We start from the raw sequence: 24,997 nt of genomic DNA on the forward strand, positions 1-24,997 counted from the left end.
CCCGCGGTGGTGTTTCACGTGAAACACCACCGCCGTGTGAACCACCACCGCCGTGTTTCACGTGAAACGTCCGCTGCAAGGTCCGCCCCTACAGCGCACCCCAGTCCAGCGTCGTCCGCGCCAGCCCCGCCACCCGCGTGAGCAGCGCCAGCCGGGCCGCACGGACCGCCGGGTCGGGGTCCATCACCAGAACCTCGTCGAAGAAGGCGCTGATCGCCTCGACCAGCGGCCCGGAGACCTCGATCAGGGCCCCGAGGTCGTCCTCGCGACCCTGCAGCGCCTGGTGTACGGCCTCGGCGCTCTCGGCGAGGCGCAGTTCGGCGGGCGCGGTCAGCAGAGACGGGTCCGCAGCCTCGACACCGCCCTCGGGGAGGATGCGCACGACCCGCTGGAACGCGGCGGCGAGTGCCTCGAAGGCCTCCGTGCCGATGTGCCGCTCCAGCGTGGCGAGCGTCCGGTCGCCGTGGGCGGGCCGGTCGGCCCACACCAGGACGGCCTGGACCAGCCGGTGTTCGTGCCCGGCGTCCGTGAGCTGCTGCTCATAGCGCCGGGTGATCAGCTCGCCGGCCTCGGCGACTCGCTCGACCGGCACCTCCACGCCCTGCGCCGCGTACCGTACGGCCGCCGCGCGCAGCCCGTCGCTCACCCGCAGCCCGCCCACCGCGGGCAGGCTCCGCAAGACGTTGAGCAGCCCGATCGCGGCCCGGCGCACCCCGTACGGATCGGAACTCCCGGTCGGTGCCGCCCCGATGATGAACATGCCCGTCACCAGGTCGAACCGGTCGGCCAGCGACAGCACGGCACCCGCGTCCCCGGCAGGAAGGGCGCCGCCGGCGGAGCGCGGCAGCTCCATCTCGGCGAGGGCCCGGGCGACCTCGGCGGACTCGCCGGCCCGGCGGGCGTACTCCTCGGCCATCACCCCGGCCAGTCCCGAGAACTCGATCACCATCTGGGACGCCAGGTCGAACTTCGCCAGCGCACCGGCCCGACGGACGACGTCCACCGCCTCCTGGGCCAGCCCTGCACGCCCGGCCAGATCGAGGGAGAGGACGGCGAGACGCTCGGCGCGGTCGGCGACCGTACCGAGCCGGTCCTCGAAGGTCAGCTTGTCCAGCCGGCTCCGGAACTCCGCCGGCGGCACCTTCAGATCCGCCCGCCAGAAGAACGCGGCGTCCTCGTAACGGGCCCGCAGCACCGCCTCGTTGCCCGCCCGCACCACGTCGTCGTCGCACAGGGCGTTGGCGAACGTGACGAAGTGCGGCATGAGGCGCTCGCCGTCCAGCACCGGCAGATAGCGCTGGTGCTTGCGCATCACGGTGGTCAGGACGCTCGCGGGCAGTTCGAGATAGCGCTCGTCGAACGACCCCCGCACGGCGTACGGGAACTCCAGGATGTCGGTGATCTCGTCGATCAGGCCGGCCTGGCCCTCCACGTCGATCCGCCCGCCGACCTCGGCCGCCGCCTCCACGGCACCGCGCACGACCGCCCCGCGCCGGGACTCCCGGTCGAGCAGGATGCCGTGCATGTGCAGGAAGTGCGGGTAGCCCTCGGCGGCGGTCACGCGGACTTCCGGATACGGGGCCTGACGCTGTACCCGGGTCGTGTCGCCCGCGGAGAGCGAGGAGACCACCACGGGCAGGGGAGTGCGCCCCAGCAGCGCGAGCAGCCAGCGCACGGGACGCGAGAACGACAGCCCCGGGTCGCTCCAGCGCATGTTGCGCCCGGCCCGCAGCCCCGACACGACCTCGGCCAGCAGCTCGCTGAGCACCTCGACGGCCGAGCGCCCCTCCTCGTGACGGGTGAGGGCCACATACTCGACCCCCTTGACATCGACGATCCGCACGTCCGTCGGTTCGGCGCCCTGGCTGCGGGCGAAGCCCAGCAGAGCCTGGGTGGGGGCGCCGTCCTTGAAGGCGGCGGCGACCTTCGGCCCGCGCACGGTCCGCATGGTGTCCCGTTCCCGCGGCTGCACACCGTCGACGGTGATCACGATCCGGCGCGGTGTGGCCATCACGTTGATCGCGCCGTGCCCCAGCCGGGTGTCGGCCAGCTTGGCGGTGACCGACTCGCGCACCGCCTCGGTGGTGGCGGGCACATCGGCGTACGGCAGTTCCTCCACGCCGATCTCGAAGAGCAGCGTCTCGACGCCGGGCACCTTGGGCAGCGCGTGCCGCTCCGCCGGGGCCGGTGCGGCCGCCACGCCGAGCGGATACTCCAGCGCGGCCCGCCGCCGCTCCCACAGCTTGGCCGACTCGTGGGTGAGCCCGCGCATCAGCGAGAACGCCTTGGCCCGCTCGGTGGTGCTGATGGCGCCGCGCGCGTCGAGCACGTTGAAGGTGTGGCTGCACTTGAGCACGTACATGTACGCGGGAACCGGCAGCTCCAGGTCGAGCAGGCGCCGGGCCTCGGCCGCGTACGACTCGAAGAGCCGGTGGTTGGTGTCGAGATCGGCGTCGTCGAGGTAGTAGCGGCTCATCTCGTACTCGTTCTGCCCGAACACCTCGCCGTAGGTGATGCCCGGCGCGTAGACGATGTCCTTGAAGTGGGCCACGCCCTGAAGGTTCATCAGGATGCGTTCGAGGCCGTACGTGATCTCCACCGACACCGGGTCCAGGGCGACACCGCCGACCTGCTGGAAGTAGGTGAACTGGGTGATCTCCATGCCGTCCAGCCAGACCTCCCAGCCCAGCCCCCAGGCGCCGAGCGCGGGTGAGGCCCAGTTGTCCTCGACGAACCGCACGTCGTGTGCGCCGAGGTCGACGCCGAGCGCCCGCAGGCTGCCCAGATAGAGCTCCTGGGGGTTGCCGGGGTCGGGCTTGAGGATGACCTGGAACTGGGTGTGGGTCTGGAGCCGGTTGGGGTTCTCGCCGTAGCGCGAGTCGTCCGGCCGCACGCTCGGCTCCACATAGGCGACGCTCCAGGGCTCGGGACCGAGCACGCGCAGCGCCGTGGCCGGGTTGGCCGTACCGGCTCCGACCTCGGTGTTCAACGGCTGCGTGATCATGCAGCCGTTGTCGCTCCAGTACTTCTGCAGGGTGAGGACAGCGTCCTGCATGGTCAGCGCCGTCTGGACGTTCTTCATGATCGAATCGCCTGTTCCCCGAGTCGGCCCGGCAAGGTCGGCCATGATCTCATAAGCCAACTACCTCTGACCTGCTGCTTTTTGACCTGCGCCCTTGCCGGCCGGATGTCTCCGGCCGATTCACAGCGGGCTCTCAGCCCAGCCTCACGAACCTGACGGCCGGCGTCCTTAGGTTCCACGTCCATGACGGGAAACCACAAGAACACCACCATCACCCGGCGCCGCGCCCTCGCGGTCGCGGGCGGCACGGTCGCCGCGGGCGGCCTGGCCGCGGCCGGCTACCAGTCGGCCTTCGCGGACACGACGACGTCCACGGCCAAGGCGACGACCGCGGCGACGGCCACCTCCTCCGCGAGCTCCGGCACCTGCATGGAGCTGATGTCGAGCGTCACGGAGGGGCCGTACTACCTCGACGGCGCGCTGGTCCGGAAGAACATCACCGAGGGCAAGAGCGGCGTCCCGCTGACCCTGCGCCTGACCGTCGTCGACGCCACCGACGGCTGCACCCCGGTCCCCGGCGCGGCCGTGGAGATCTGGCACTGCGACGCCTGGGGCTACTACTCCGGCTACACCACCGCCAACCCCGGCGGCTCGGCCCCCGCCGAGAGCGAGGACGGCTCCACCGCGAACGACAAGACCTATCTGCGCGGCTACCAGGTCGCCAACGCGGGCGGGGTCGTCAAGTTCGAGACGATCGTGCCGGGCTGGTACACCCCGCGCACCTGCCACATCCATCTGAAGGTCCACACCGGCGGCGCGAAGGAGGACGGCACCTACGAGGGCGGCAAGGTCAACTACACCGGCCAGCTCTTCTTCGACGACGAGATCGCCGAGTCGATCTTCGCCTTGGAGCCCTACAGCAAGCACACCGGCAGCTACACCAAACTCGCCGACGACATGGTCTACGACGGCGGCGGCGCCTCCAGCGGCCTGCTCACGCTCAAAGCCGTGCACAAGAAGGACCCGTCCAAGGGCTACAAGGGCTTCCTCACCCTGGGCATCGACCCGGACGCCGAGAACACCGGCGCTGGTGGCGGCGGTGGCGGAGGCGGCACACCCCCGAGCGGCGCCCCCACGGGCGAACCGCCGACGGGCGCCCCCAGCCCTTCGTCCTCCCCCTCCGCCTGAGGTACGGCGATGAACAGCCGTGAGGACGAGGCACTCGCGCAGGCCGCCGTCGACGCGCTGGTCGGCCAACTGGCCCTGGCCCCCAAGCCGGGCCTGCCCGACCCGCGCGATCTGACCGCCCGGGCCACCCGCCGGGACCACAGCGCCCTGCGCTGGTCGGCCAGGGCGCTGCTGCCCGGCCTCACGGCGATGGCCGCCGCCGCCCGCCGCACGGGCGAGCCCGGCGCCCGGCTCCGCGCGGACCTGGGCGCGATCGGCCGCTCCACGGAACACACGGTGGGTCTGACGGGCGGCGGCCACCGGGGCGCCCTGTGGACGCTCGGCCTGCTGGTCGCGGCGGCGGCGCTGCAACCGGGCGCGCGACCGGCCGACACGACGGCCCTGGCCAAGCGGATCGCCGCCCACCCGGACCGCCGCGCCCCGCGCCGCCCCTCACGCGGCTCCACGGTGTCGGCCCGCTACGGCGCGGCCGGCGCGCGGGGAGAGGCCAAGGCCGGCTTCCCCCACGTCCGCCGCGCCCTGACGGCCCTCACCACCTCCCGCGCCCAGGGCGCCGACGAGCCCGATGCCCGTCTGAACGCCCTGCTCACGGTGATGTCCACGCTCCAGGACACGGAACTGCTCCACACGGCGGGCCCGATCGGCCTGCGCCATGTCCAGGCGGGGGCGCGGGGTGTCCTGGAGGCGGGCGGCACGGCGACGGAGCCGGGCACGGAGGCGCTGCGGGCCCTGGACACAGACCTTCAGACACGCGCCTGGACCCCCAGGGGCAGCGCGCCTCTCCTTGCAGGCACGCTGTTCCTGGATGCCATAGGGGCGCGGGGAACTGCGCGACAAGCCACGCATCACCCGCACCCGAAACTCAACCCTTGACGGAGGCCATCCACGCCTCGACTTCATCCGACCGCCGGGGCAGCGCCGCGCTCAGGTTCCGGTTACCGCTCTCGGTCACGAGGATGTCGTCCTCGATCCGCACCCCGATACCCCGGTACTCCTCCGGCACGGTCAGATCGTCGGCCTGGAAGTACAACCCGGGCTCGACGGTCAGGCACATCCCCGGCTCCAGCACACCGTCGACATACGTCTCGGTCCGCGCGGCAGCGCAGTCGTGCACATCCATGCCGAGCATGTGACCCGTGCCGTGCAGCGTCCACCGCCGCTGCAGCCCCAGCCCCAGCACCCGCTCCACCGGCCCCTCGACGAGCCCCCACTCGACCAGCTTCTCCGCCAGCACCCGCTGCGCGGCATCGTGGAAGTCCCGGTACTTCGCGCCCGGCTGCACGGCCGCGATCCCGGCCTCCTGAGCCTCGTACACCGCGTCGTAGATCTTCTTCTGGAGCTCGTCGAACCGCCCGTTGACCGGCAGCGTGCGCGTGACGTCCGCCGTGTAGTACGTGTGCGTCTCCACGCCCGCGTCGAGCAGCAGCAGATCGCCCGAGCGCACGGGCCCGTCGTTGCGCACCCAGTGCAGCGTGCAGGCGTGCGGTCCGGCCGCGGCGATCGTGCCGTAGCCGACGTCGTTGCCCTCCACGCGCGCGCGGAGGAAGAAGGTGCCCTCGATGTAGCGCTCGGAGGTCGCCTCGGCCTTGTCGAGGACCTTCACCACGTCCTCGAAGCCGCGCACGGTCGAGTCGACCGCCTTCTGCAGCTCGCCGACCTCGAAGTCGTCCTTGACCAGCCGCGCCTCGGAGAGGAAGACCCGCAGCTCCTCGTCGCGCTCGGCGGTGACCTTGTCGGTCAGCGCGGCCTCGATGCCGGCGTCGTACCCGCGTACGACCCGCACCGGACCGGTGGCCTCGCCCAGCGCCCCGGCCAGCTCGCGCACATCGGAGGCGGGGATGCCGTAGAGCTGCTCCGCCTCGGTCAGGGAGTGGCGGCGGCCGACCCACAGCTCGCCCTGGCCGTCCAGCCAGAACTCGCCGTTCTCCCGGTCGGAACGCGGCAGAAGGTAGATCGTCGCCTCGTGGCCCTCGTCCTTGGGCTCCAGGACGAGGACGCCGTCCTCCGTCTGGTTGCCGGTGAGGTAGGCGTACTCGACGGAGGCGCGGAAGGCGTACTCGGTGTCGTTCGAGCGGGTCTTCAGGTTGCCCGCGGGGATCACCAGACGCTCGCCCGGGAAGCGCGCGGACAGCGCGGCCCGGCGGGCGGCGGTCTCGGCGGCCTGGGCGACGGGCTGGAGGTCACGCAGCTCGGTGTCGGCCCAGCCGCTCTTCATGTTCTCGGCAAGCTCGTCGGACACGCCGGGGTACAGTCCGTTCTTCCGCTGCTTGATCGGCTCTTCTTCGGCAGTCTCCGGGGTCTCCGAGAGCTCCTCCGCCACGGTCATCCTCCTCGATACGGCACTGGACCGTCCTCCACTGTACGGCGGCGCGGAGGACGGCTCAGGGCGATGACGAGGAGCGTTACTCGAAGCGCACCGCCAGCAGCACGACATCCTCCGCACCCTCCGCCGCGTCCAGCCCGTCCGGCAGCACGCTCCGCAGGACGTGGTCGGCGATCGCGCCCGGGTCGTGCCGCAGCGCGCGCGGCACCGCGGCAGCCGCCGCGTGCAGCCGGGCGAAGGCGCGGTCGGTGGCCTCGCCGGTGCGGTGCAGCAGCCCGTCGGTGTACAGCAGAACCGTCTCTCCAGGTTCGGCGAGGACCTCCACGCTCGGCGCTTCCCAGCAGGCGAGCATGCCCAGCGGGGCGGAGACCGAGGTCTCCACGAACTCCGTGCGGCGCTGTCCGATCAGCAGCGGCGGGCTGTGCCCGGCACCGGCCAGCGTGATCTTGCGGGCGGCCGGTTCGCAGTATCCGAACAGCGCGGTGGCCGAGCGGGCCGGCTCGGTCAGCCGCAGCAGCAGCTCCAGGTCGGACAGGACCGCGACCGGATCCTCGCCCTCCATCACGGCGTACGCCCGCAGGGAGGCCCGCAGCCGGCCCATGGCCGCGACCGCGCTGGGCCCCGACCCGGTGACGGAGCCCACAGCGAGGCCGAGGGCGGCGTCGGGCAGCGGCAGCGCGTCGTACCAGTCGCCGCCGCCGCGCGGGCCGGTGCGGTGCCGGGCCGCGAGCTGCACGCCGGACACCCGCGGCAGCCGCGCGGGCAGCAGCTCGTCCGACATCGTCGCCATGGCCGTGCGCGTGCGCTCCAGTTCCAGGAGCCGGGCGAGGTGTTCGGCGGCGTACTTGGCGTACAGGCCGACGAGATGGCGCGGGCGCTCGCCCGGCTCGGCGGGTTCGTCGTAGAGCCAGACGGCGGCGCCGAGGCGGCCCGTGGTCCCGGTGCGCAGGGGGAGGGCGTAGCTGGCGGCGTAGCCGAGGCGGGCCGCGACCTCGCGGTGGCGGGGGTCGAGCCCCTCCACGGCGAACAGGTCGGGCTCGGCGATCCCGTCCTCGCCGCCCGGCAGCCCGTCGAGGATCCGGCCGTAGGACAGGGCGCTGCGCGGCACGGTCTCGATGTGACCGAGGTCGGCTCGGGCCAGGCCGAGGCCGATGGTGGTGTCCGGGCCGAGGCCGTCGCCGGGTTCCAGCACGACGAGGCCGCGCCGGGCGCCCACGAGGGCGGCACCGGCCCGCAGCACTTCCTGGAGCGCCTCGTCGAGCGCGGCCGTACGGGCCAGGCGCTCGGTCAGCTCGTGGAGAGTGGTGAGGTCGGAGACCAAGCCGGCGAGACGGTCCTGCAGTACCGCGCCGGGCGGGGCCGGGGGGTTTGCGGGAACAACCGGGGAGGTACCCGGCGCGCCGGGCGCGACAGTGTGTGCGGGTGCAGGAACCGTTGAATCGATTCCGGCCACTTTCGGAGGGTGCGGGGCGTTCATGGTCTCCGGCCTTCCGACCGGCGCGTACTGCTCAAAAGCATCGCAAACCCCCATGTCATTCTGCGCCGCCAGCAGTGTCTCCACATGTACACGCACTCGTGAGGAGATGTCCAGCATTGTCCTGCCGGGATTCCTGGTGTCCGTGAGGTCCGAGCGAACAACTCCCCTTCCCCTTGCCGAAAGGCAAAGTTGGCTTAAAACTGCCGCAGTGGAAGGCTTATTGCGGTCGACTGGGCTTGCTCGACGGAGCGTCACGACGGTCGTGATGGGTACGTACTCGGTGAAGGCCAGGGGTGGTTGGGAATCACCCGGAACCTGGCGACGGACCCGGGCGTCCTATCCACCGACGACCGTGCCCCATCCTCCCGTGGCGGAGGCGGAGAGAAATACGCGCGACGGCAAACGCCATACTTCGCCACCCCTACGCCACGCCCGTGCTTTTGATACACGCAGTATGGGCGGGACGGCCGCGGAGGCAGTCAAGGCTCGACCCATAGGGGTTCCCCCTGCTTCAGGCAGGGGTGTGATGCGCCACTAGGTACGCACAGTGAAGCGATCGACACATGTTGTGATGTGGACCACGGTGTTGCCAGGCGTGCAACGGAAAGGAACGAGCGCTCATGCGCGAGATCCTCGGAAGGCGACGCAGGCTCCTGTCCAAGCGCGGTGACGGGACGCCTGAGCTGATCGGCTCGGCCCTGACCTACGCGACGGAATGGCAGTGGCCCGTACTCCCGGGCGTGGCGGCGGACCCGCAGGTGGCGGGCCGCTGCGGATGCCCCGACCCCGAGTGCACGGTGCCCGGCGCGCACCCCTTCGACCCCGGCCTCCTCGCGGCCACCACCGACGGACGCATGATCCGCTGGTGGTGGGGCAACCGGCCCGCGGCGCCGATCGTCATGGCCACCGGCGGCAAGGCGCCCTGCGCGGTCTCGCTGCCCGCCCTGCCGGCCGCCCGCGCCCTGGAGGCGCTCGACCGCATGGGCATGCGGCTCGGCCCGGTCGTCGCCTCCCCCGCCCGCTGGGCGATTCTTGTGAAGCCGTACTCCATGGAGCAGCTCGGCGAACTGCTCTACGCCAAGGACTTCGTGCCCGGCTCCCTCCGCTTCCACAGCGAGGGCGGCTATCTGGCCCTGCCGCCGTCCGAGACGGGCCAGGGCGAGATCCGCTGGGAGCGGGCGCCGCTGCCCGGCTCCGCCTCTCCGTGGGTGCCCGATGTCGAGGCCGTGGTGGACGCGGTGGTCGAAGCCCTCACTCGTACGGGTGTGAGCGCGCCCGAGTTCTAGGAGCGTCGGGCGCGCCGGGCCCGGCGTGGGCCTCGGGGCGTTAAGTTCCGGGGTCATGCCGCGTCATGCCCGGGGCCGCTCCCGGGACCCCCGAAAGGCCAGACTGTTCGCCCTCGCGGGCGTCGTGGCGGTGTGCGCGGTCGCACTGCCGCTGGCGGTGGCGTCCGCGGGATCCGTGCATTCCGATCGCCACTCCGGTCTCTCTTCGGATCGGCGTTCACAGGACGAGGTACGTCCCTCTCCGGCCGGTCCCTCTCCGCGCAGTGCCTCTCCGGGCGCCGACGACAAGGCGCTCGGGGCGTCCCGAAGCGCGCCCTCCGCCGTTCCGGGCCTGCCCACACTGGGTCAGGGCCTGGCGACCGCCGTGCGCTGCGGTCCCGAAGTCTCCTCCCCCGACGGCATCGAGGCACAGACCTGTGTCGTGACGCAGGGTGCGCGGACCTGGGCGCGGACGTACTACCGCAACGCGACCGGCGAGGCGCTGGACGCCGTACTGACCCTGATGGAGCCCGGTGCCCGGACCGTGCGGATGACGTGTGCGGTGAGCGCCGAGGACGAGCCGCGGACGTGCGAGACGCCCCGGGAGCCGGTGCGAGGGGATCTGGCGGCGTACACGGCGGTCGCGGAGTTCGCCCGGCGGGCCGGAGAGGGTCCGCTGCTGCTGCGCTCGGGAAGCAACTCACCGGTGTGGACGGGCAGTTGACGAGCGGCTGCGTTCGGTGAACGTTCGCGGAGACGAAAAGACCCGGTTGCTGGCGACGGGGGATGCACCAGCAACCGGGCTACAGGAACGGTAACAAGAGATCGGCGGTTCGCAAATTCGATCTCTCCCTTTCCAGTCACCGACTGGCTTGTCTCCAGCGGGAGTTGTGAGAGGAGTCACCGGTTTCGGGGCGCACGGGTCCGGCCGGCCGGGGTGGCGGCCGGCCGGACCCGGTGGCGCACATCAGCTCAGCGTGACCTGCCGGTTGGTGAGGCCGCCGCGGGCGCGGCGCTCGTCCGGGGTGAGCGGCGTCTCCGTGGCCAGGGCGGCGGCGAGGCGCTCGGCGAACTCCGCCGCCGGCTTCTCCACGTCCTCGGCCGTGACCCCGCTCGGCAGGTCCCACACCGGCACCGTGAGCCCGTGAGCGCGGAAGGAGCCCACCAGGCGGGTGCCCTCGCCGAGGCTGGAGCGGCCCGCGGCGTGCAGCCGCGCGAGAGCGTCCAGAAGCTGCTCCTCGGCGTGCGGCATGACCCACCGCAGATGGTTCTTCTCCGGCGTCTCGCACCAGTAGGCGGCGTCCACGCTCTGGAGCTTGACGGTCGGGATGGCCGCGGCGTTGGCCCGCTCCAGGGAGGCGGTCACCTCCGGCGTGGCGTTCTCCGTGTCCGGGACCCAGAACTCGAAGCCGCTGTGCACTTCTGGCTCGAAGGTGCCCTCCGGGTCGAGCAGATCCTGCAGCCGCGGACCGTCGGCCGGGGCGCGGCGGCCCTGCACCGGTGTACCGGGCTCGGCCTCCAGGGCGCGCTGGAGGGTATCGGCGAGGTCGCGGCTGATGTCGCCGGAGGAGGTGTCGTTCTGCAGGCCGAGCAGGACCGAGCCGTCGTCGCGGCGCAGGGCGGGCCAGGCCATCGGCAGGACCGTGGCCAGGGTGACCGCGGGGACGCCCTCAGGCAGGCCGTCCTTGAGAGGCAGCCCGACCGTCGCCGCCGGGACCAGCTCGCGCAGGGCCACCCAGTCGCACTCGCCGGGCAGGCCCTCGAAGGGGCGGTGCACCAGCTCGGTCGCGGCGTGGGACGCGGCCCGGCCGTGACAGGCCTTGTAGCGGCGGCCGCTGCCGCAGGGGCAGGGCTCGCGGGCGCCTACAACCGGGACCTCGCCATCCGTGATCTGCGGGCGCTTGGCCTTCGTCTGGGGTCGCTTCTTGGCCATCGATGGTCTCCCGGTTACGGCTCGTCTCGTACGGTCGCGAGCCTAGCCGTTCGGGCTCCGGGCGACGGGATCCTGTGGACAACACTCGGTCCAGCGCGGCGTACGGGAGCTCAGCCCTCAGCCTTCAGCGCTCAGCCCTCAGCCTTCAGTCCATGTCCTCGAAGGCGTCCGCGAAGTCGAGTCCGGGTATCTGCGAGACCGCCGGGGCCGCGACGCGCGTCACGAAGTCGTCGCGGCGATGGCCGGCGTCCGGGTCGTACACGTCGTCGTGGACGATGACCCACACCGTGACCTCGCCGCGGATGTCGTCGCGGACGCCCCAGTCGTCGGCCAGCGCGGTGATGATGTTCAGCCCGCGGCCGCCGTGCGCCGTGACCGACGGGGTCGCCGGGGCGGGGCGGGTCGGGCCGCCGCCGTCCGTGACCTCGACGATGAGTCGGCCGGCCGTGTCCACACGCCACGCGGCACGGACGTCGCCGTCACCGGACAGCGCGTCGCCGAGTGGCCTGCCGTGTTTGCACGCGTTGCTCAAAAGTTCGGAAAGGATCAGTACGGCGTCGTCGATGACCGAATCCGCTACGCCACCGCTGCGCAACTGTGAACGCATACGGTGCCTTGCTTTCCCCACGCCCGCAGGGCCATGGGGTACGGCCATGCTCGACGACGTGGGCACCTCCTGTGCCACCACCAACGCCACCCCCGAGACCTCCTTCGCCCCACGCCACGGTGTGGATGCCCCATTGGCCTGAACCGGAAACCGGCCAATCAACGTCCTGTGACGCATTCACCACGATCGAATACGGACCGAACGCGCCGGAGCACTCCCCGTAATCACGTGGCTGGATTTCGTCGGTGTGGCCGAGACGGGAGGATCCCGCCCGTCAAGGCGTGAGGTCAAGGGGTGTGCGTGGGTCTGGTGGGACTTGTGCGGCCGGGCTCAGCGGCCGAGGCGGTCCAGCACGGCGCGCGGACGGTTGGTGATGATGGCGTCGATACCGAGGTCGATGCAGAGATCCACGTCCTCCGGCTCGTTCACGGTCCACACGTGCACCTGGTGGCCGGCCCGCTTCAGGCGCTCCACATAGACGGGGTGGTTGCGCACGATCCGGATCGAGGGGCCCGCGATCCCCACGCCCGGGGGCAGCCGCCCGTCGCGCAGACGGGGCGAGACGAACTGCGTCAGATAGACCGTCGGCAGGGTCGGCGAGGCGGCGCGCACCCGGTGCAGCGAGCGGGCCGAGAAGCTCATCACCCGCACCCGGGACTCCTCGGCGGTGGCCGGGGCGTCGAGGCCGAAGCGCTTCAGCAGGGCCAGCAGCCGCTCCTCGACCTGTCCCGCCCAGCGGGTGGGGTGCTTGGTCTCGATGGCCAGTTCCACCGGGCGCCCGGCGTCGGCGACGAGTGAGAGCAGCCGCTCCAGGGTGAGTACGGAGGTCGCCTCGCGGTCCTCCGGGGGGTGCTCCCAGTCGGGTTCCTCGTCGCGCCCTTTCCAGGCCTCGCGCGTCTTCCACGAGCCGAAGTCCAGGGCGGCGAGGTCGGCGAGCTCCAGGGCGGAGACCGCGCCCCGGCCGTTGGACGTACGGTTGATCCGGCGGTCGTGCACGCACACGAGATGGCCGTCGGCGGTGAGGCGCACATCGCACTCGAGGGCGTCCGCGCCGTCCTCGATCGCCTTGGTGTAGGCGGCCAGGGTGTGCTCCGGGGCCTCCTCGGAGGCTCCGCGGTGGGCGACGACTTGAATCACATGCTGCCGTGCGTGGGTCACCGCGTCATGGTGCCACCGAGTCCGGGTACGCGTCCGGTCGTACGGACTCGACGGATTCACAGGTCCGTACGGAGGCGTTGGAATTGCATACTTTTAGCTGGTAATGACCTATATAAAGAATGGCCGCGGACCCACAGCCACCGCTTATGGTGCTCTGACGTCCCGTGGGAAAAGCTGACGGCATACAAAGGGACAAGCACAGCTGTATCGCGCCGGACCGTCGCCAGCGTGAAAAAGCGTGACCGAGTGCGACCCAGGAAAAGCAGCCGTGGATCGAGGAGAGAAGCTGTGAGCACCGAGAACGAGGGCACCGCGGTACCCCCCGCCCCGTCCGCACCCCCCGTGCCGGTGGACGCTCCCGCTGCTCCGGCGCCCCAGGGGCCGTACGGGCAGGACGCCCGGGGGCAGGCCGCCCATGCGGAGGGCGCTCCCGGCGGCGCCGGCCACCCCGGCGCCTCCTCCTCCGCCCCCGACCCCTCCTGGCCGCCGCCCCCGCCGCCGGCCACCCCGTCGTACGGCGACGGGGGTGCTGGACCGTCGTACGGCGACGGTGGTGCCGGATCGTCGTACGGCGACGGTGGTGCCGGACCGTCGTACGGCGATGGCGGTGCGGGATACGGAGCGGGCGGCTGGGGTTCCTCCTACCAGCAGCCGGCGCCGAAGCCCGGCCGCGGCCGGGGCGGCCTGGTCGTCGCGATCCTGGCGGCCGCGCTGCTCGCGGGCGGTCTGGGCGGCGGCCTCGGCTACACCCTGGCGAAGAACAACGACGAGAGCTCCGGCTCCACGACCGTCTCCGCCTCCACCAGCGGCGGCGACGTCAAGCGCGACCCGGGCACGGTCGCGGGCGTGGCCGCCAAGGCGCTGCCGAGCACGGTCACGATCGAGGCCGAGAGCAACAGCGGCGAGGGCGGCACCGGCACGGGCTTCGTCTTCGACAAGCAGGGCCACATCGTCACCAACAACCACGTGGTGGCGGGCGCGGTGGACGGCGGCAAGCTCACGGCGACCTTCCCGAGCGGCAAGAAGTACGACGCCGAGGTGGTCGGCCACGCGCAGGGCTACGACGTGGCGGTCATCAAGCTCAAGAACGCCCCCTCCGACCTGAAGCCCCTCACCCTCGGCGACTCGGACAAGGTGGCCGTCGGCGACGCGACCATCGCGATCGGCGCCCCCTTCGGTCTGTCCGACACGGTGACGACGGGCATCATCAGCGCCAAGAACCGCCCGGTGGCCTCCAGCGACGGCAGCGGCAGCCAGGCGTCGTACATGAGCGCCCTGCAGACCGACGCCTCGATCAACCCGGGCAACTCCGGCGGTCCGCTGCTGGACGCGCAGGGCAACGTCATCGGCATCAACTCCGCGATCCAGTCCACCGGCAACGGCGGCTTCGGCACCGGCCAGTCCGGCTCGATCGGCCTGGGCTTCGCCATCCCGATCAACCAGGCCGAGTACGTCGCCCAGGAGCTGATCAAGACCGGCAAGCCGGTGTACGCGAAGATCGGCGCGTCCGTCTCCCTGGACGACAGCTCGAGCGGCGCGCAGATCACCGACCAGGGCGCGGGCGGCGCGGCACCGGTCGAGCCCGGCGGCCCGGCCGCGAAGGCGGGCCTCAAGCCCGGTGACGTCATCACCAAGCTCGACGACCGGGTGATCGACTCCGGCCCCACCCTGATCGGCGAGATCTGGACCCACAAGCCCGGCGACAAGGTCACGATCACCTACGAGCGCGGCGGCAAGCAGCAGACGGTCGACGTCACCCTGGGCTCGCGCACCGGCGACAGCTGACCCGTTACCCTTGTCCCCGCGCCGCCGATCACGGCCGGCGCGGGGAGGCGTGCCCGAGCGGCCGAAGGGAACGGTCTTGAAAACCGTCGTGGCAGCGATGTCACCGTGGGTTCAAATCCCACCGCCTCCGCGTGGTGAGCAGTGAGAACGGCCCCTGACCTGGGTGTTTGGTCAGGGGCCGTTTTCGTGTCCCTGTTCGACAGGGCGGCGGATCTGAGTACCTGTGCTCATGTGCGGTGCCCCGCTGCTACACGACGCTGACCGCATGCACTTAGTGGATCGTCATCTGCAGATGGGGCGGCAGTGGGCATGAGGCGGGGGAATGAGCCGTCAATCGGTCAGGAGATCGGGGCCGGCGTGGCGCTGCTCGTCATCGACTTCATGGTCATCGCCTGGTCGGTGTACGGCTATGGGATAGCGGGGTGGGCCGACAGCTACGAAAGCGACGGTGTCCGTCCGACGAGTGCGTCGCATGCGGCGTCGCATGCGGCGTGGCTTCTGGGAGGCGGCGCGGTGCTCACAGGCGGTGGCCTCCTCGCCCTGGGATTGCGTATCCCTGGCGTCGTGCAGTTGGTTGTCCTCGGGGGCGGGGCGGTGTACTTCTCTTCACTTGCTTCCGGTTGACAGCCACCCCGGCTCCCATCCCGGCTGCGTTCCTGGGCGGTGCTGCCCCATGCCACGCCTTCACCGGCGTCTGCTTCTCCGAGCACATGCAGAGACATCCCGAGAGAACGCCCCGGGAGTGGCTGCTGGCCCTACGCGAGCAGGCACTCGACACGGCGTACCAAGGGTTGTTGGAGAAGGGGCTGGTACGGAAGCGGGGGCGGCGAGTTCTCGGTGTCTTCGGGTCGGTGACGTACCCGGTCACGGGTCTGTCGGAACTCGTGGTGCTGCGCGGGCGGTTGGCGGCCGTCCTCGTGCAGGGTCAGGAACCCGATGAGCGCACTGCGGCGCTGATCACCGTGCTGCATCATGCGGGACTTCAGGCCGTCACGCCGCAGGTGACCGATGAGCGTCTGAGCGGGATCGCCGAGGGGCAGGACTCGGTCGCGGCACCCGGCGACGCGATCCGCACCACGGTCGCCGCTCTCACCGCCCGCTCTGTAGGGCTTCCGTCAGCGGTCGAGGCGAGTGGCGTGGCGTCAGAGGTCGGTAGGCTGGCGTCACTTCGCCCCAAGTGGGGAGGGGTAGGGGGTAGTTGTGGCAGCGATGTCATCGTGGGTTCAAGTTGTCGAGCGTGAGTTTGCTCGGTGGCCCTCTCGCGTATTCGTCGTGGAAGGGGGCGTGTGAGTCGGCGCATCGTGGTCGTCACCGCTGTGCACGGTCCGTCGGCCCGGTTTCTGCCGGAGGCCTACCGGTCCCTGTGCGGGCAGAGGCTGCCCGACGGCTGGGAATGGCGCTGGGTGATCCAGGAGGACGGGGAGAGCGAGGGCGTACGGCCGTACGCGCCCGATGACGCGCGGGTGACGTTCCGGCAGGGGCGGGCCGGTGGGCCCGGGGTGGCTCGGACCATCGCGCTGGCGCATGCCGAGGGCGCGTATGTGAAGGTCCTGGACGCCGATGACCAGTTGCCGCCGGGCGTGCTCGCGCGGGATCTGGCCGTGCTGGAGGGCGACCCCACCCTGGGGTGGACGACCTCGCGGGTGCTGGATCTCCTGCCCGACGGGTCGACGGCCGGGTTTCCGGGCGACCCCGAGCAGGGACCGATCGAGCGCGGGGCCGTGCTCGACCACTGGAAGGCGAACGGCTTTCTCGCCCAGGTCCATCCCGCCTCGCTGTGCGTGCGGCGGGAGTTGCTGCTCGCGCTCGGCGGGTGGATGGCCCTGCCCGCCTCGGAGGACACGGGGCTGCTGCTCGCGCTGAACGCCGTGAGCCGCGGGTGGTTCTCGGCGGAGGTAGGCCTGCTGTACCGCAAGTGGGACGGGCAGGTGACCGGGCAGGCGGCCCATGTGGACCGCGCCGAGCGCGAGGCCCGGATGGCCGTCGTGGAGTCCCGGGCCCGGGCGTTGTCGGGGCTGCGGTGGAGTTCGCCGGTGGGGTACTGAGTTGTTGGCGGTTGGCGGTTGGCGGTTGGCGGTTGGCGGTCGGCGGTCGGCGGTCGGCGGTTGGCGATACGCGTGCCGGGGGCCCTGTGCCCGGTGCCGGTGCCTGTAGCCCGCTGCCCTGTGCCCGGAGCCTGTGCCCTGTGCCGGAGCCCGCTGCCCAGTGCCAGTGCCCGCTGCCGGAGCCCAGGAGCCCAGGAGCCCGGGAGCCCGGGAACCCCGAAGCGCGGGAGAGCCCGCCTAAGGCAGTAGGCCCGTCAGCCCCCGTGCCATGCTCACGGCCTCGTGCCGGATGTACCACTCGGTGCCGAGCAGCCGCTCCCGTTCGGGTGTCGGGAGGGCGGCGATCAGGGCCGGGGCGGCGCCCCGGGTCACCTCCGTGCGGTGGGCCAGGATGGCGGCGGTCTTCCGGTCCAGCCAGGGCGTGACGTCGACGGTGGCGGTGATCCGGTCGTCGGGGACGGTGTGCATCGTCTTGCCCGTGGGGGCCCAGGGCCCGGCCCATGCCCGGACGGCGGAGTCCGGGTGGGTGGCCAGATACAGGGCGCTCGGCTGCCAGGGCTCACCGGTGTCCGGGTAGAGGCGTTCGAGCCCGGCGGCGTGGATCGCGAGCTGGGTCACGCGGTGGGTGTGCACATGGTCCTCGTGACCGGTCAGACCGCCGTACGCGTCGTGCGTGACGACGATCTCCGGGCGGACGTCACGGATCTGTGCGACCAGTTCCCGCACCGCCTCGTCGAGCGGGGCGTCGCACCAGCGCGGTCTGCCGGGGGCCGAGTGCGGCACACGCGCGTCGGCGTGGCCGAGCATGCGTGGTTCGCCGGCGCCGAGGATGTGGCAGGCCTCGGCCAGTTCCGTGGCGCGTGGGGTGTCCGCCGCCCAGGTCGCGGTGACGACCGTCGTACGAGCGCCCGCGGACGCGTGCCGGGCGAGGACGCCGCCCGCCACCAGCGACTCGTCGTCGGGGTGGGCGAACACCGCGAGCAGGCTCGGCAACGATGTCGACGACGTCGACGACATCTGCGGCGGCGATGGCATGCGCCTCGCTACCGCCCGTCCGGCGACGAGGGCGCGTCGGTGATCGTGATCGCCTGGCTCGGGCACTTCTCCGCCGCTTCCAGGATCTCCGCCGCTTCCAGGATCTCCGGGTCGTCCGTGCGGTCCCGGCCCGGGCGGACGACGCCGTATCCGTCGATGAACTCGAAGACCGCCGGGGCCCGGTGGGCGCACTCGGCGGAGCCGTAGCAGAGGTCGCGGTCGACGGAGACCTTCATGACCCTTCCTCTGCCCAGCGCGCCACCGGCTGAACCGGGCCGGTTCAGCCGGTGCCGGCGGTCGCTAGCCAGTGGGCGACCCGGCGTACGGCGGGCTCGTCGAGCCGTTCGACGAGGGCCTGGACGGTGGTGTCGTCCTCGGGGGTGAGGTCGTAGAGGCCCGCCTTGCCCAGTGCGGCCATGAGGACCTGGTGGCGGCGGCCAGTCATGCGCGCCGCGAGCGGGGCCGGTTCGCCGGGGGATTCGGCCGCCGGGGCCGGGGCCGGCTGTGGTGAAACCGGCTGCGTCGTCAGCGGGGTGTCGAACAGGTGCCACGCGCCGTCCTTCGGTCCCCAGAGCGCGACGGTGATCTCGTCGCCCCGGGCGCGCAGTGTCTGGGTCATCTCGCCGAGCGCGTACAGCACGGGCGGGCGGTGGGGTGATTCCGCCGCGGCCCGCCAGGAGTTGGTGGCCGGGCGGTAGAGCATCGCCACCCAGCGTGGCGCACCCTGTGGCTGCGGGCTCTCGGGACGTGTCTCCATCGCGCTCACCCCTGTACGTCGCTGGTACGTCGCTCCGGAAGCGGTACGGCAGGCGCCGACCATAACTGACAGTCCGTCAGTTATCCAGGGTTGTAAGGCGCGTTGCGGCGGGGAGGATCATGTAGCGGACGACCACATCGTCCGACACCGGTCCCTCCCCTCGTGGGGACCGGTGTCGAACGGTGGAGCTACCGCCGTCCGGCGCGGATGGAAGCGGATGGCATCGGGATGGAAGCGGATGGCATCGAACGGCTCGGACGGAAGCGGTTGGAAGCTGACCGGAATGGTCCGTTGCTGCTTCCGGATCCTGCCATTTCCGGCCGCCCCGGGAGAGGTTCCGGTTCCGGACGCACGGTATTACCGCAGGTCAGCCATATAGAGTGAGTTTTCCGGTCCGGACGTCCAGGCGTGACAAGTAAGGAGTGGAGACCTTGAGTTCCGACTCGGGGGCACGCACCGCCTTCGCGGAACGCCTCGCACTGCTGTACAAGGAAGCCGGGAATCCGCCCCTGAAGCGTGTGTCCGAAGCGGTCGTCCGGCTCCAGCGGGTCGACGAACGCGGGCGGCCCGTGCGGGTGTCCTCACAGCGCATCAGCGACTGGCGGCGGGCCCGGAACGTACCCGCCCAGTTCGCCGCTCTCGCGGCCGTGTTGCTCGTGCTGATACCCGAGGCGCGGCGCTCACGGCCCACTCCGGTGTCCCCGGGACTGTACGACCTCGGTCAGTGGCAGCGGCTGTGGGAACAGGCGGTGGCCGACCCGGTCGGCGAACGGCCCGAGGCGTCTCCCGCCGAGGAGCCGGACCCGCCCGCGCCGGGCGGGGTGTGCCCGTACCGCGGGCTGGCCTCCTACCGCCGGGAGGACGCCCGTTGGTTCTTCGGCCGGGAGCGGAGCACGGAGGCGATCGTCGCGCAGCTCGGGTCCGTGGCGGACGCGGGCGGTCTGGTCATGCTCGTGGGCGCGTCGGGAGCGGGCAAGTCCTCGCTGCTGAACGCCGGTCTGGTGCCCGCCCTGCGGGACGGGGCGTCGGGTGGCGGCGACGGTGAGGAGCCCGGGCGGGCGCGGACGGTCGTACAACTCGTCCCGGGCGGCGATCCGCTGGCCGAACTGGCCCGGTGCATCCCCGAACTGGGGCCCGTGCTGCCGGCCGACGCGGGCGCCGCTGACGGCCCGTCCGTCATGGAGCCGGAGCAGGGGGTGGAGGAGCCGGGCGACTTGTCCGTGGAGCGGGTGGAGCGTGCGGGACAGGAGGAACACGCGGAACTCGGGGTTCCGATCTCCCCGGACGCCGTCCGTACCGCCGTCGCCGCCTGGGCTCTGCGCGAGGCGCCCTCGGGTGCGCGTCCGGTCGTCATCGTGGACCAGTTCGAGGAGACGTTCACACTCTGCCCCGACGAGGCTGAGCGGCGGGCCTTCATCGAGGTCCTGCACGCCATGTGCTCACCCACCGGACACACCACCAGACAACCCACCAGACAACCCACCGGATACACCACCAGATACCCGACCAGACAACCCAGCGAACGGGACGAACCGGCCCCCGCGGTCGTGGTCCTGGGCATACGCGCCGACTTCTACGAGCGCTGCCTGAGGTATCCCGAACTGGCCGACGCGCTCCAGCACCGGCACATGGTGCTCGGGCCGCTGACCACCGCGGAGCTGCGCGAAGCGGTGACCGGACCCGCCAAGGCCGTCGGGCTGGAGCTGGAGCCGGGCCTGGCGGAGCTGATCGTGCGGGAGGTCAGCGCCGACGGCCCGCGCGGGGCGCACGACGCGGGTGTGCTGCCGCTCCTCTCGCACGCCCTGCTCGCCACCTGGCAGCGCAGAAAGGCGGGCCGGCTCACCCTCGCCGGCTATCGCGCGGCCGGCGGCATCCAGGGCGCCGTCGCGGCGACCGCCGAGCGGGCCTGGTCCGGCCTGGACCCGGCGGCGCGCACGGCGGCGCGGCTGCTCCTGCTCCGGCTGGTCCGTCTCGGCGAGGACACCCAGGCCACCCGCAGACGGGGGACCCGGCGGAAGCTGGCGGAGGAGTCCACCGACCCGGGCAAGACCGAGGAGTCGCTGGAGGCGCTGGTCCGCGCCCGGCTGGTGACCCTCGACGCGGAGACCGTGGAGATCACCCACGAGGCGCTGCTGCACGCCTGGCCGCGCCTGCGCGACTGGATCGACGACGACCGGCAGGGCAATCTGCTGCGCCAGCGCCTGGAGGAGGACGGCCGGTCCTGGGAGGAGTCGAACCGCGACACCTCGCTGCTCTACCGGGGCTCCCGGCTGGAACAGGCCCACGGCTGGGCGAAATCCGCCGGGGACACCTTCCTGACGCGGAGCGCGGTGGAGTTCCTGGCCGCCTCGGTCCGGCTGCGCCGGCGCATCATCTGGATCAGCCGGGGCGCGGTGGCGACGCTGGTCGTCCTCGCGATGCTGGCCGTGGGGTCGGCCGTCATCGCCTCGAAGCAGCGGGACGAGGCCGTGTTCGAGCAGGTGCTCGCCCAGGCCGACCGCGTCCAGGACACGGACCCCTCGCTGTCCGCGCAGCTCGACCTGGTGGCGCACCGGCTGCGGCCGGACGACAAGGGCGCGAACAGCCGTCTGATCTCCATCGTGAACGCCCCGCTGGCCACGCCCCTGGTCGGCCACACGGGCGCCGTCTACCTCACGACCTTCAGCCCGGACGGGCGGACCCTGGCCACGGCCAGCTACGACCGGACCGTACGGCTGTGGGACGTGGCCGACCCGAAGCGCCCGAAGCCCCTGGGCGGGCCTCTCGCCGGCCATACGAGCTGGGTGAGCAGCGCGGTCTTCAGCCCGGACGGCCGTACGCTCGCCAGCGCGTCCGACGACGGCACGATCCGGCTGTGGGACGTGACGGACCCCAGTCGGCCGAAGCGGCTCGGCAAGCCGCTGACCGGCCATGACAGCACGATCTACCTGGTCGCCTTCAGCCCGGACGGGCGCACGCTGGCCTCCGTCGGCGACGATCGCACCGTACGGCTGTGGGACGTGGCCGATCCGCGCCGGGCGCGGGCGCTGGGCAAGCCCCTGACCGGGCACAAGGCCGCCGTGCGCTCGGTGGCGTTCAGCCCGGACGGCACGACGCTGGCGGCCGGTGGCGACGACGGGGCGATCCGGCTGTGGGACGTGAGCGACCCCCGGCGCCCGGAGGAGGCAGGGGAGCAACTGACCGGCCACACCGCCACCGTGCACTCGGTGGCGTTCAGCCCGGACGGCCGTACGCTCGCCAGCGGCAGCTCGGACAACACCGTACGGCTGTGGAACATGGCCGGTTCTCGTCGCCCGGAGCCGATCGGTACGCCGCTCACCGGCCATACCGGGCCGGTGTGGTCCGTGGCGTTCAGTCCTGACGGGAACATGCTCGCGGCCGCCAGCGCGGACAGCACCGCGAGCCTGTGGAGGGTCGGTGATCCCGAGTACCCGTCGCAGGTCGGCGGGCCACTGGCGGGCAGCAGCGGCGAGATGTACGCGCTCGGCTTCAGCCCCGACGGGCGCACCCTCGCCACCGGGGCGGGCGACAACAAGGTCCGCCTGTGGTCGCTGCCGACGTCGGACATGATCGGCCGGAGCGGGGTGTTCCGCCCGGACGGGCGGGTGCTCGCGACGGCGGCGCTCGACGGGCGGGTACGGCTGTGGGACGTGCGCACGCCCGGCAGGCCCGTGCGGATGGGGAAGCCGTTCCGGCCGGACGGCGGAGTGCGCTCCCTGGAGTTCTCCCCGGACGGCCGCACCCTCGCGGTGGTGACGGGCAGCCGTGCGCTGCAGCTGTGGAACCTCCGCGATCCGGAACGACCCGTTCCGCACGGGTCCGCCATCCCCCTGCGCATCAAGTACGCCGACCCGCTGGCCTTCAGCCCGGACGGGCAGGTCCTGGTGACCGCCTCCGACGACCGCACCATCCAGCTGTGGAACATCGGCGACCCGTCCCGTCCCCGTCGGCTGGGCCCGCCTCTCACCGGTCACAAGGGTTACGTCAACGCCGTCCTCTTCAGCCCGGACGGCCGTACGCTCGCCAGCGGCAGCGCGGACGGCACGATCAGGCTGTGGAACGCGGCGGACCCGGCCAGGCCGATCCTGCTCCGCGCACCACTCCGGGGCCATCTCGGGGCCGTCAACGCCCTCGCCTTCAGCCCCGACGGCCGTACGCTGGCCAGCGCCGGCGACGACAACTCGGTGCGCCTCTGGGACATCGAGGACCCGGCGGAGGCCTCCGAGCAGGCGCGCCTCACCGGGCACACGGAAGCGGTCGTGTCCCTGACGTTCAGCCGCAGCGGCCGCACCCTGGCCAGTGGCGGCAACGACAGCACCGTCCGGCTGTGGAACGTCTCCGACCCCTCCGGGGCCACCGCGATCGGCCAGTCGATGAGCCCCAACGCCAAGACCGGCAACTTTCTGGCGTTCAGCCCGAACAGCCACATGCTCGGGGTGTCGAGCGGCGCCGACAGCATCCGGCTCTGGAACCTCGACACCGACGAGGCCGTACGCCGCATCTGCTCGATGACCCGGGGTGTTCTGACGCCGGACACCTGGCGCGCGTACCTGCCCCGGCTCTCCTACGACGCCCCGTGCGCCGACGGATGACAACGCTCTACGGCAACAGGGCGGACCCTGACGGAAGTTGAGTGATACGAGTCACAACCTGGCCTTTCCTGACAGGCAGTCGGCTCCTCACGCGCAAGCGCTTGTTACCCTTGGCCATAGCCCGACCGCTGGTGCATCCCCCGTCGCCAGCGGTCGGGCATTCGCATGCCGGGCCGATCAGCGCAGGTCCAGGCGCATCAGGACGCGGGGATGACCGGCCAGGACCGATGTGGTGGGGGCCGCGTAGGTGAAACCGGCCCGCTCGAAGTTCTTCCTCAGACCGGCGTAGGCCATCGTCAGATCGACCTTGGCGTCGCCGTTGTCCAGCGGATACGCCTCGATCGCCGGAGCGCCCCGGTCCCGCGCGAAGTCGACCGCGCCGGCGATGAGCGCGTGCGAGACCCCCTGCTTGCGGTGGCCGGGGCGGACCCGGACGCACCACAGGGACCAGACGGGCAGGTCGTCCACATGAGGGATCTTGCGGTTCCGCGCGAACGACGTGTCCGACCGAGGCGCGACGGCGGCCCATCCGACCGGTTCGTCACCGTCGTAGGCGAGCACCCCCGGCGGCGGCTCCGCACCGCACAGCTCCTCGACGTACTCCCCCCGGGCCGGACCGCGCAGCTCCTTGTTCAGCTTGGAGGGAATCCGATAGCTCAGACACCAGCAGACATTCGCCCCGGCCGACTTCGGCCCGAGCACGGCACGGACGTCCTCGAAAACCGTGGCCGGGCGGACGTCGATGGTCATGGCACCACGATGGCACGGCCTCGGCGCGTTCGCCGCTCGGTTCCTTCCGGTCTTTCCGGCGGAGGGCCCGGCGCACGGGGATACGCTCCCGGCATGGACATCCGTGTCGAGGTCATCCGGGAGCCGAGCGAGGAACTCCTCGACGCCTTCGGGCGGTTGCTCCCGCAGCTGTCCACGACGGCCCGGCCCCTGGACCGCGCGGCGGTCGATCGCCTGGTGAGCTGTGATGCGAACACGGTGCTCGTGGCCCGGTCCGGCGGCGCGATCGTCGGCACCCTGACGCTCGTGCTGCTGCCCCTGCCGTCCGGGCTGCGGGGACGCGTCGAGGACGTGGTCGTCGACGACGCGGCGCGCGGGCAGGGCATCGCGGGCCTGCTGATCGAGGAGGCGCTGCGACTCGCCCGCCGGGCCGGTGCCCGCACGGTCGACCTCACCTCCCGGCCCGACCGCGCCGCGGCGAACCGGCTCTACGAGCGCCTCGGCTTCCAGGCCAGGGAGTCGACGGTGCACCGCTACACGGTGGACTGAGCCGCCGAGGCCTGCCCCGACGCCGCCCTCAGCAGCCGTAGCTGGCCGATCTCGCTCGTGTTCTTCATCAGCTCGGCGTTCACCCAGGCCACCATGTGCGCGACGGTGTACTGGGGGTCGTTCTGCCAGGGGAACGGGGCCGGGGCGTCCAGGTCCGTGAGGTCGTCCAGGGCCGCGAGCCATTGCGTGCGCAGGTCGCGGAGCCACTCGACGGTCGGGGGGCCCTCGCCGGGCCAGGCGATGTCCGTGCGGTCGCGGGGCGGCCGGCCCCGGGCGTGGTCCAGGGCGACGCTCCACCACCAGCCGAGGTGCCAGCTCACCCAGCCGATCGTGGGGACGGGCACCGGGTCGGGCTCGGTGTCCGCCCAGTCCGGTACCCAGGTGCCGTCGGGCGCCCGGCGCATCGTCCAGCAATGCGGCGCGGGCTCCCAGAGGAAGTCTCCGGGCTCCAGCCGCTCCAGGTGGTACTCGAACAGCGACCAGGTCAACTCGAACTGCCAGCGCGGCAGTTCCGTACGGGAAGCGCTCATCG

21 protein-coding genes and 1 tRNA gene are annotated in these 24,997 nt (G+C 71.9%); 11 read left to right on the plus strand and 11 right to left on the minus strand.

The window, feature by feature from the left end; genetic code table 11:
* Positions 1–88: 88 nt before the first annotated feature.
* Positions 89–3,082 carry a glycine--tRNA ligase gene (locus tag KJK29_RS19175; RefSeq protein ID WP_215120376.1) on the minus strand — a complete coding sequence of 998 codons (2,994 nt, stop codon included), beginning with the start codon at positions 3,080–3,082 and terminating at the stop codon, positions 89–91.
* Between the two features lie 183 nt (positions 3,083–3,265).
* Here KJK29_RS19175 and KJK29_RS19180 point away from each other — a divergent pair, with 183 nt between their 5' ends.
* Both KJK29_RS19180 and KJK29_RS19185 read left to right on the plus strand, forming a co-directional pair.
* On the plus strand, positions 3,266–4,210 hold the full coding sequence (locus KJK29_RS19180) for an intradiol ring-cleavage dioxygenase (protein ID WP_215120377.1): 945 nt from the start codon (positions 3,266–3,268) through the stop codon (positions 4,208–4,210).
* A gap of 9 nt (positions 4,211–4,219) precedes the next feature.
* Positions 4,220–5,083, plus strand: coding sequence for a triphosphoribosyl-dephospho-CoA synthase (locus KJK29_RS19185; RefSeq protein ID WP_215120378.1), 864 nt, complete (start codon positions 4,220–4,222; stop codon positions 5,081–5,083).
* Here KJK29_RS19185 and KJK29_RS19190 read toward each other — a convergent pair.
* Entirely contained in the window at positions 5,073–6,536 is a 1,464-nt protein-coding gene (locus KJK29_RS19190) for an aminopeptidase P family protein (protein WP_215120379.1), read from the minus strand. The genes KJK29_RS19185 and KJK29_RS19190 overlap by 11 nt on opposite strands.
* A gap of 76 nt (positions 6,537–6,612) precedes the next feature.
* Positions 6,613–8,127 (minus strand): PP2C family protein-serine/threonine phosphatase, encoded by a 1,515-nt coding sequence (locus KJK29_RS19195; RefSeq protein ID WP_215120380.1) that lies wholly within the window; start codon positions 8,125–8,127, stop codon positions 6,613–6,615.
* Between the two features lie 503 nt (positions 8,128–8,630).
* Between KJK29_RS19195 and KJK29_RS19200 the strand changes: the two genes are divergently transcribed.
* Both KJK29_RS19200 and KJK29_RS19205 read left to right on the plus strand, forming a co-directional pair.
* Positions 8,631–9,296 (plus strand): bifunctional DNA primase/polymerase, encoded by a 666-nt coding sequence (locus KJK29_RS19200; RefSeq protein ID WP_215120381.1) that lies wholly within the window; start codon positions 8,631–8,633, stop codon positions 9,294–9,296.
* Between the two features lie 55 nt (positions 9,297–9,351).
* Positions 9,352–9,999, plus strand: a complete 648-nt coding sequence (locus KJK29_RS19205) for a hypothetical protein (protein ID WP_215120382.1) — start codon at positions 9,352–9,354, stop codon at positions 9,997–9,999.
* A 243-nt stretch (positions 10,000–10,242) separates the two neighbouring features.
* On the opposite strand, the gene KJK29_RS19210 is transcribed toward KJK29_RS19205, so the two are convergent.
* From KJK29_RS19210 to KJK29_RS19220, 3 genes are all read right to left on the minus strand, one after another.
* Positions 10,243–11,208 carry a DUF5926 family protein gene (locus KJK29_RS19210; RefSeq protein ID WP_215120383.1) on the minus strand — a complete coding sequence of 322 codons (966 nt, stop codon included), beginning with the start codon at positions 11,206–11,208 and terminating at the stop codon, positions 10,243–10,245.
* Between the two features lie 145 nt (positions 11,209–11,353).
* Positions 11,354–11,992 (minus strand): ATP-binding protein, encoded by a 639-nt coding sequence (locus KJK29_RS19215; protein ID WP_215120384.1) that lies wholly within the window; start codon positions 11,990–11,992, stop codon positions 11,354–11,356.
* A gap of 153 nt (positions 11,993–12,145) precedes the next feature.
* Positions 12,146–12,973: a glycerophosphodiester phosphodiesterase gene (locus KJK29_RS19220; protein ID WP_215120385.1), complete on the minus strand. Its 828-nt coding sequence runs from the start codon at positions 12,971–12,973 to the stop codon at positions 12,146–12,148.
* 288 nt (positions 12,974–13,261) lie between these two features.
* Between KJK29_RS19220 and KJK29_RS19225 the strand changes: the two genes are divergently transcribed.
* From KJK29_RS19225 to KJK29_RS19245, 5 genes are all read left to right on the plus strand, one after another.
* Entirely contained in the window at positions 13,262–14,758 is a 1,497-nt protein-coding gene (locus KJK29_RS19225; RefSeq protein WP_215120386.1) for a S1C family serine protease, read from the plus strand.
* A gap of 43 nt (positions 14,759–14,801) precedes the next feature.
* Positions 14,802–14,888: transfer RNA gene (locus KJK29_RS19230), tRNA-Ser, on the plus strand.
* A gap of 227 nt (positions 14,889–15,115) precedes the next feature.
* Entirely contained in the window at positions 15,116–15,382 is a 267-nt protein-coding gene (locus KJK29_RS19235; RefSeq protein WP_251057861.1) for a hypothetical protein, read from the plus strand.
* 86 nt (positions 15,383–15,468) lie between these two features.
* Positions 15,469–15,999, plus strand: a complete 531-nt coding sequence (locus KJK29_RS19240; RefSeq protein WP_215120388.1) for a GOLPH3/VPS74 family protein — start codon at positions 15,469–15,471, stop codon at positions 15,997–15,999.
* Between the two features lie 45 nt (positions 16,000–16,044).
* A complete protein-coding gene (locus KJK29_RS19245) occupies positions 16,045–16,803 on the plus strand; it encodes a glycosyltransferase family 2 protein (RefSeq protein ID WP_215120389.1) in 759 nt (252 codons plus the stop codon).
* Positions 16,804–17,040: 237 nt separating this feature from the next.
* Here the strand turns inward: KJK29_RS19245 and KJK29_RS19250 are convergent, their stop codons facing one another.
* Genes KJK29_RS19250 through KJK29_RS19260 form a run of 3 tightly spaced genes read right to left on the minus strand, consistent with a single transcriptional unit; the run spans position 17,041 to position 18,595 of the window.
* Entirely contained in the window at positions 17,041–17,838 is a 798-nt protein-coding gene (locus tag KJK29_RS19250) for a PIG-L deacetylase family protein (RefSeq protein WP_251057862.1), read from the minus strand.
* Between the two features lie 8 nt (positions 17,839–17,846).
* Positions 17,847–18,074 carry a ferredoxin gene (locus KJK29_RS19255; protein WP_215120390.1) on the minus strand — a complete coding sequence of 76 codons (228 nt, stop codon included), beginning with the start codon at positions 18,072–18,074 and terminating at the stop codon, positions 17,847–17,849.
* 44 nt (positions 18,075–18,118) lie between these two features.
* Entirely contained in the window at positions 18,119–18,595 is a 477-nt protein-coding gene (locus KJK29_RS19260) for a hypothetical protein (RefSeq protein ID WP_215124626.1), read from the minus strand.
* Between the two features lie 422 nt (positions 18,596–19,017).
* Here KJK29_RS19260 and KJK29_RS19265 point away from each other — a divergent pair, with 422 nt between their 5' ends.
* Positions 19,018–23,187, plus strand: a complete 4,170-nt coding sequence (locus KJK29_RS19265; RefSeq protein WP_215120391.1) for an nSTAND1 domain-containing NTPase — start codon at positions 19,018–19,020, stop codon at positions 23,185–23,187.
* A gap of 177 nt (positions 23,188–23,364) precedes the next feature.
* Here the strand turns inward: KJK29_RS19265 and KJK29_RS19270 are convergent, their stop codons facing one another.
* Positions 23,365–23,937 (minus strand): GNAT family N-acetyltransferase, encoded by a 573-nt coding sequence (locus KJK29_RS19270; RefSeq protein WP_215120392.1) that lies wholly within the window; start codon positions 23,935–23,937, stop codon positions 23,365–23,367.
* 93 nt (positions 23,938–24,030) lie between these two features.
* Here KJK29_RS19270 and KJK29_RS19275 point away from each other — a divergent pair, with 93 nt between their 5' ends.
* Positions 24,031–24,465 (plus strand): GNAT family N-acetyltransferase, encoded by a 435-nt coding sequence (locus KJK29_RS19275; RefSeq protein WP_215120393.1) that lies wholly within the window; start codon positions 24,031–24,033, stop codon positions 24,463–24,465.
* Here the strand turns inward: KJK29_RS19275 and KJK29_RS19280 are convergent.
* The gene (locus KJK29_RS19280; protein ID WP_215120394.1) at positions 24,450–24,995 is read right to left on the minus strand and encodes a DinB family protein; all 546 of its coding nucleotides are present in this window, start codon (positions 24,993–24,995) and stop codon (positions 24,450–24,452) included. The genes KJK29_RS19275 and KJK29_RS19280 overlap by 16 nt on opposite strands.
* Between the last annotated feature and the right edge of the window lie 2 nt (positions 24,996–24,997).

This window comes from Streptomyces koelreuteriae (genome assembly GCF_018604545.1).
Taxonomy (GTDB): Bacteria; Actinomycetota; Actinomycetes; order Streptomycetales; family Streptomycetaceae; genus Streptomyces; species Streptomyces koelreuteriae.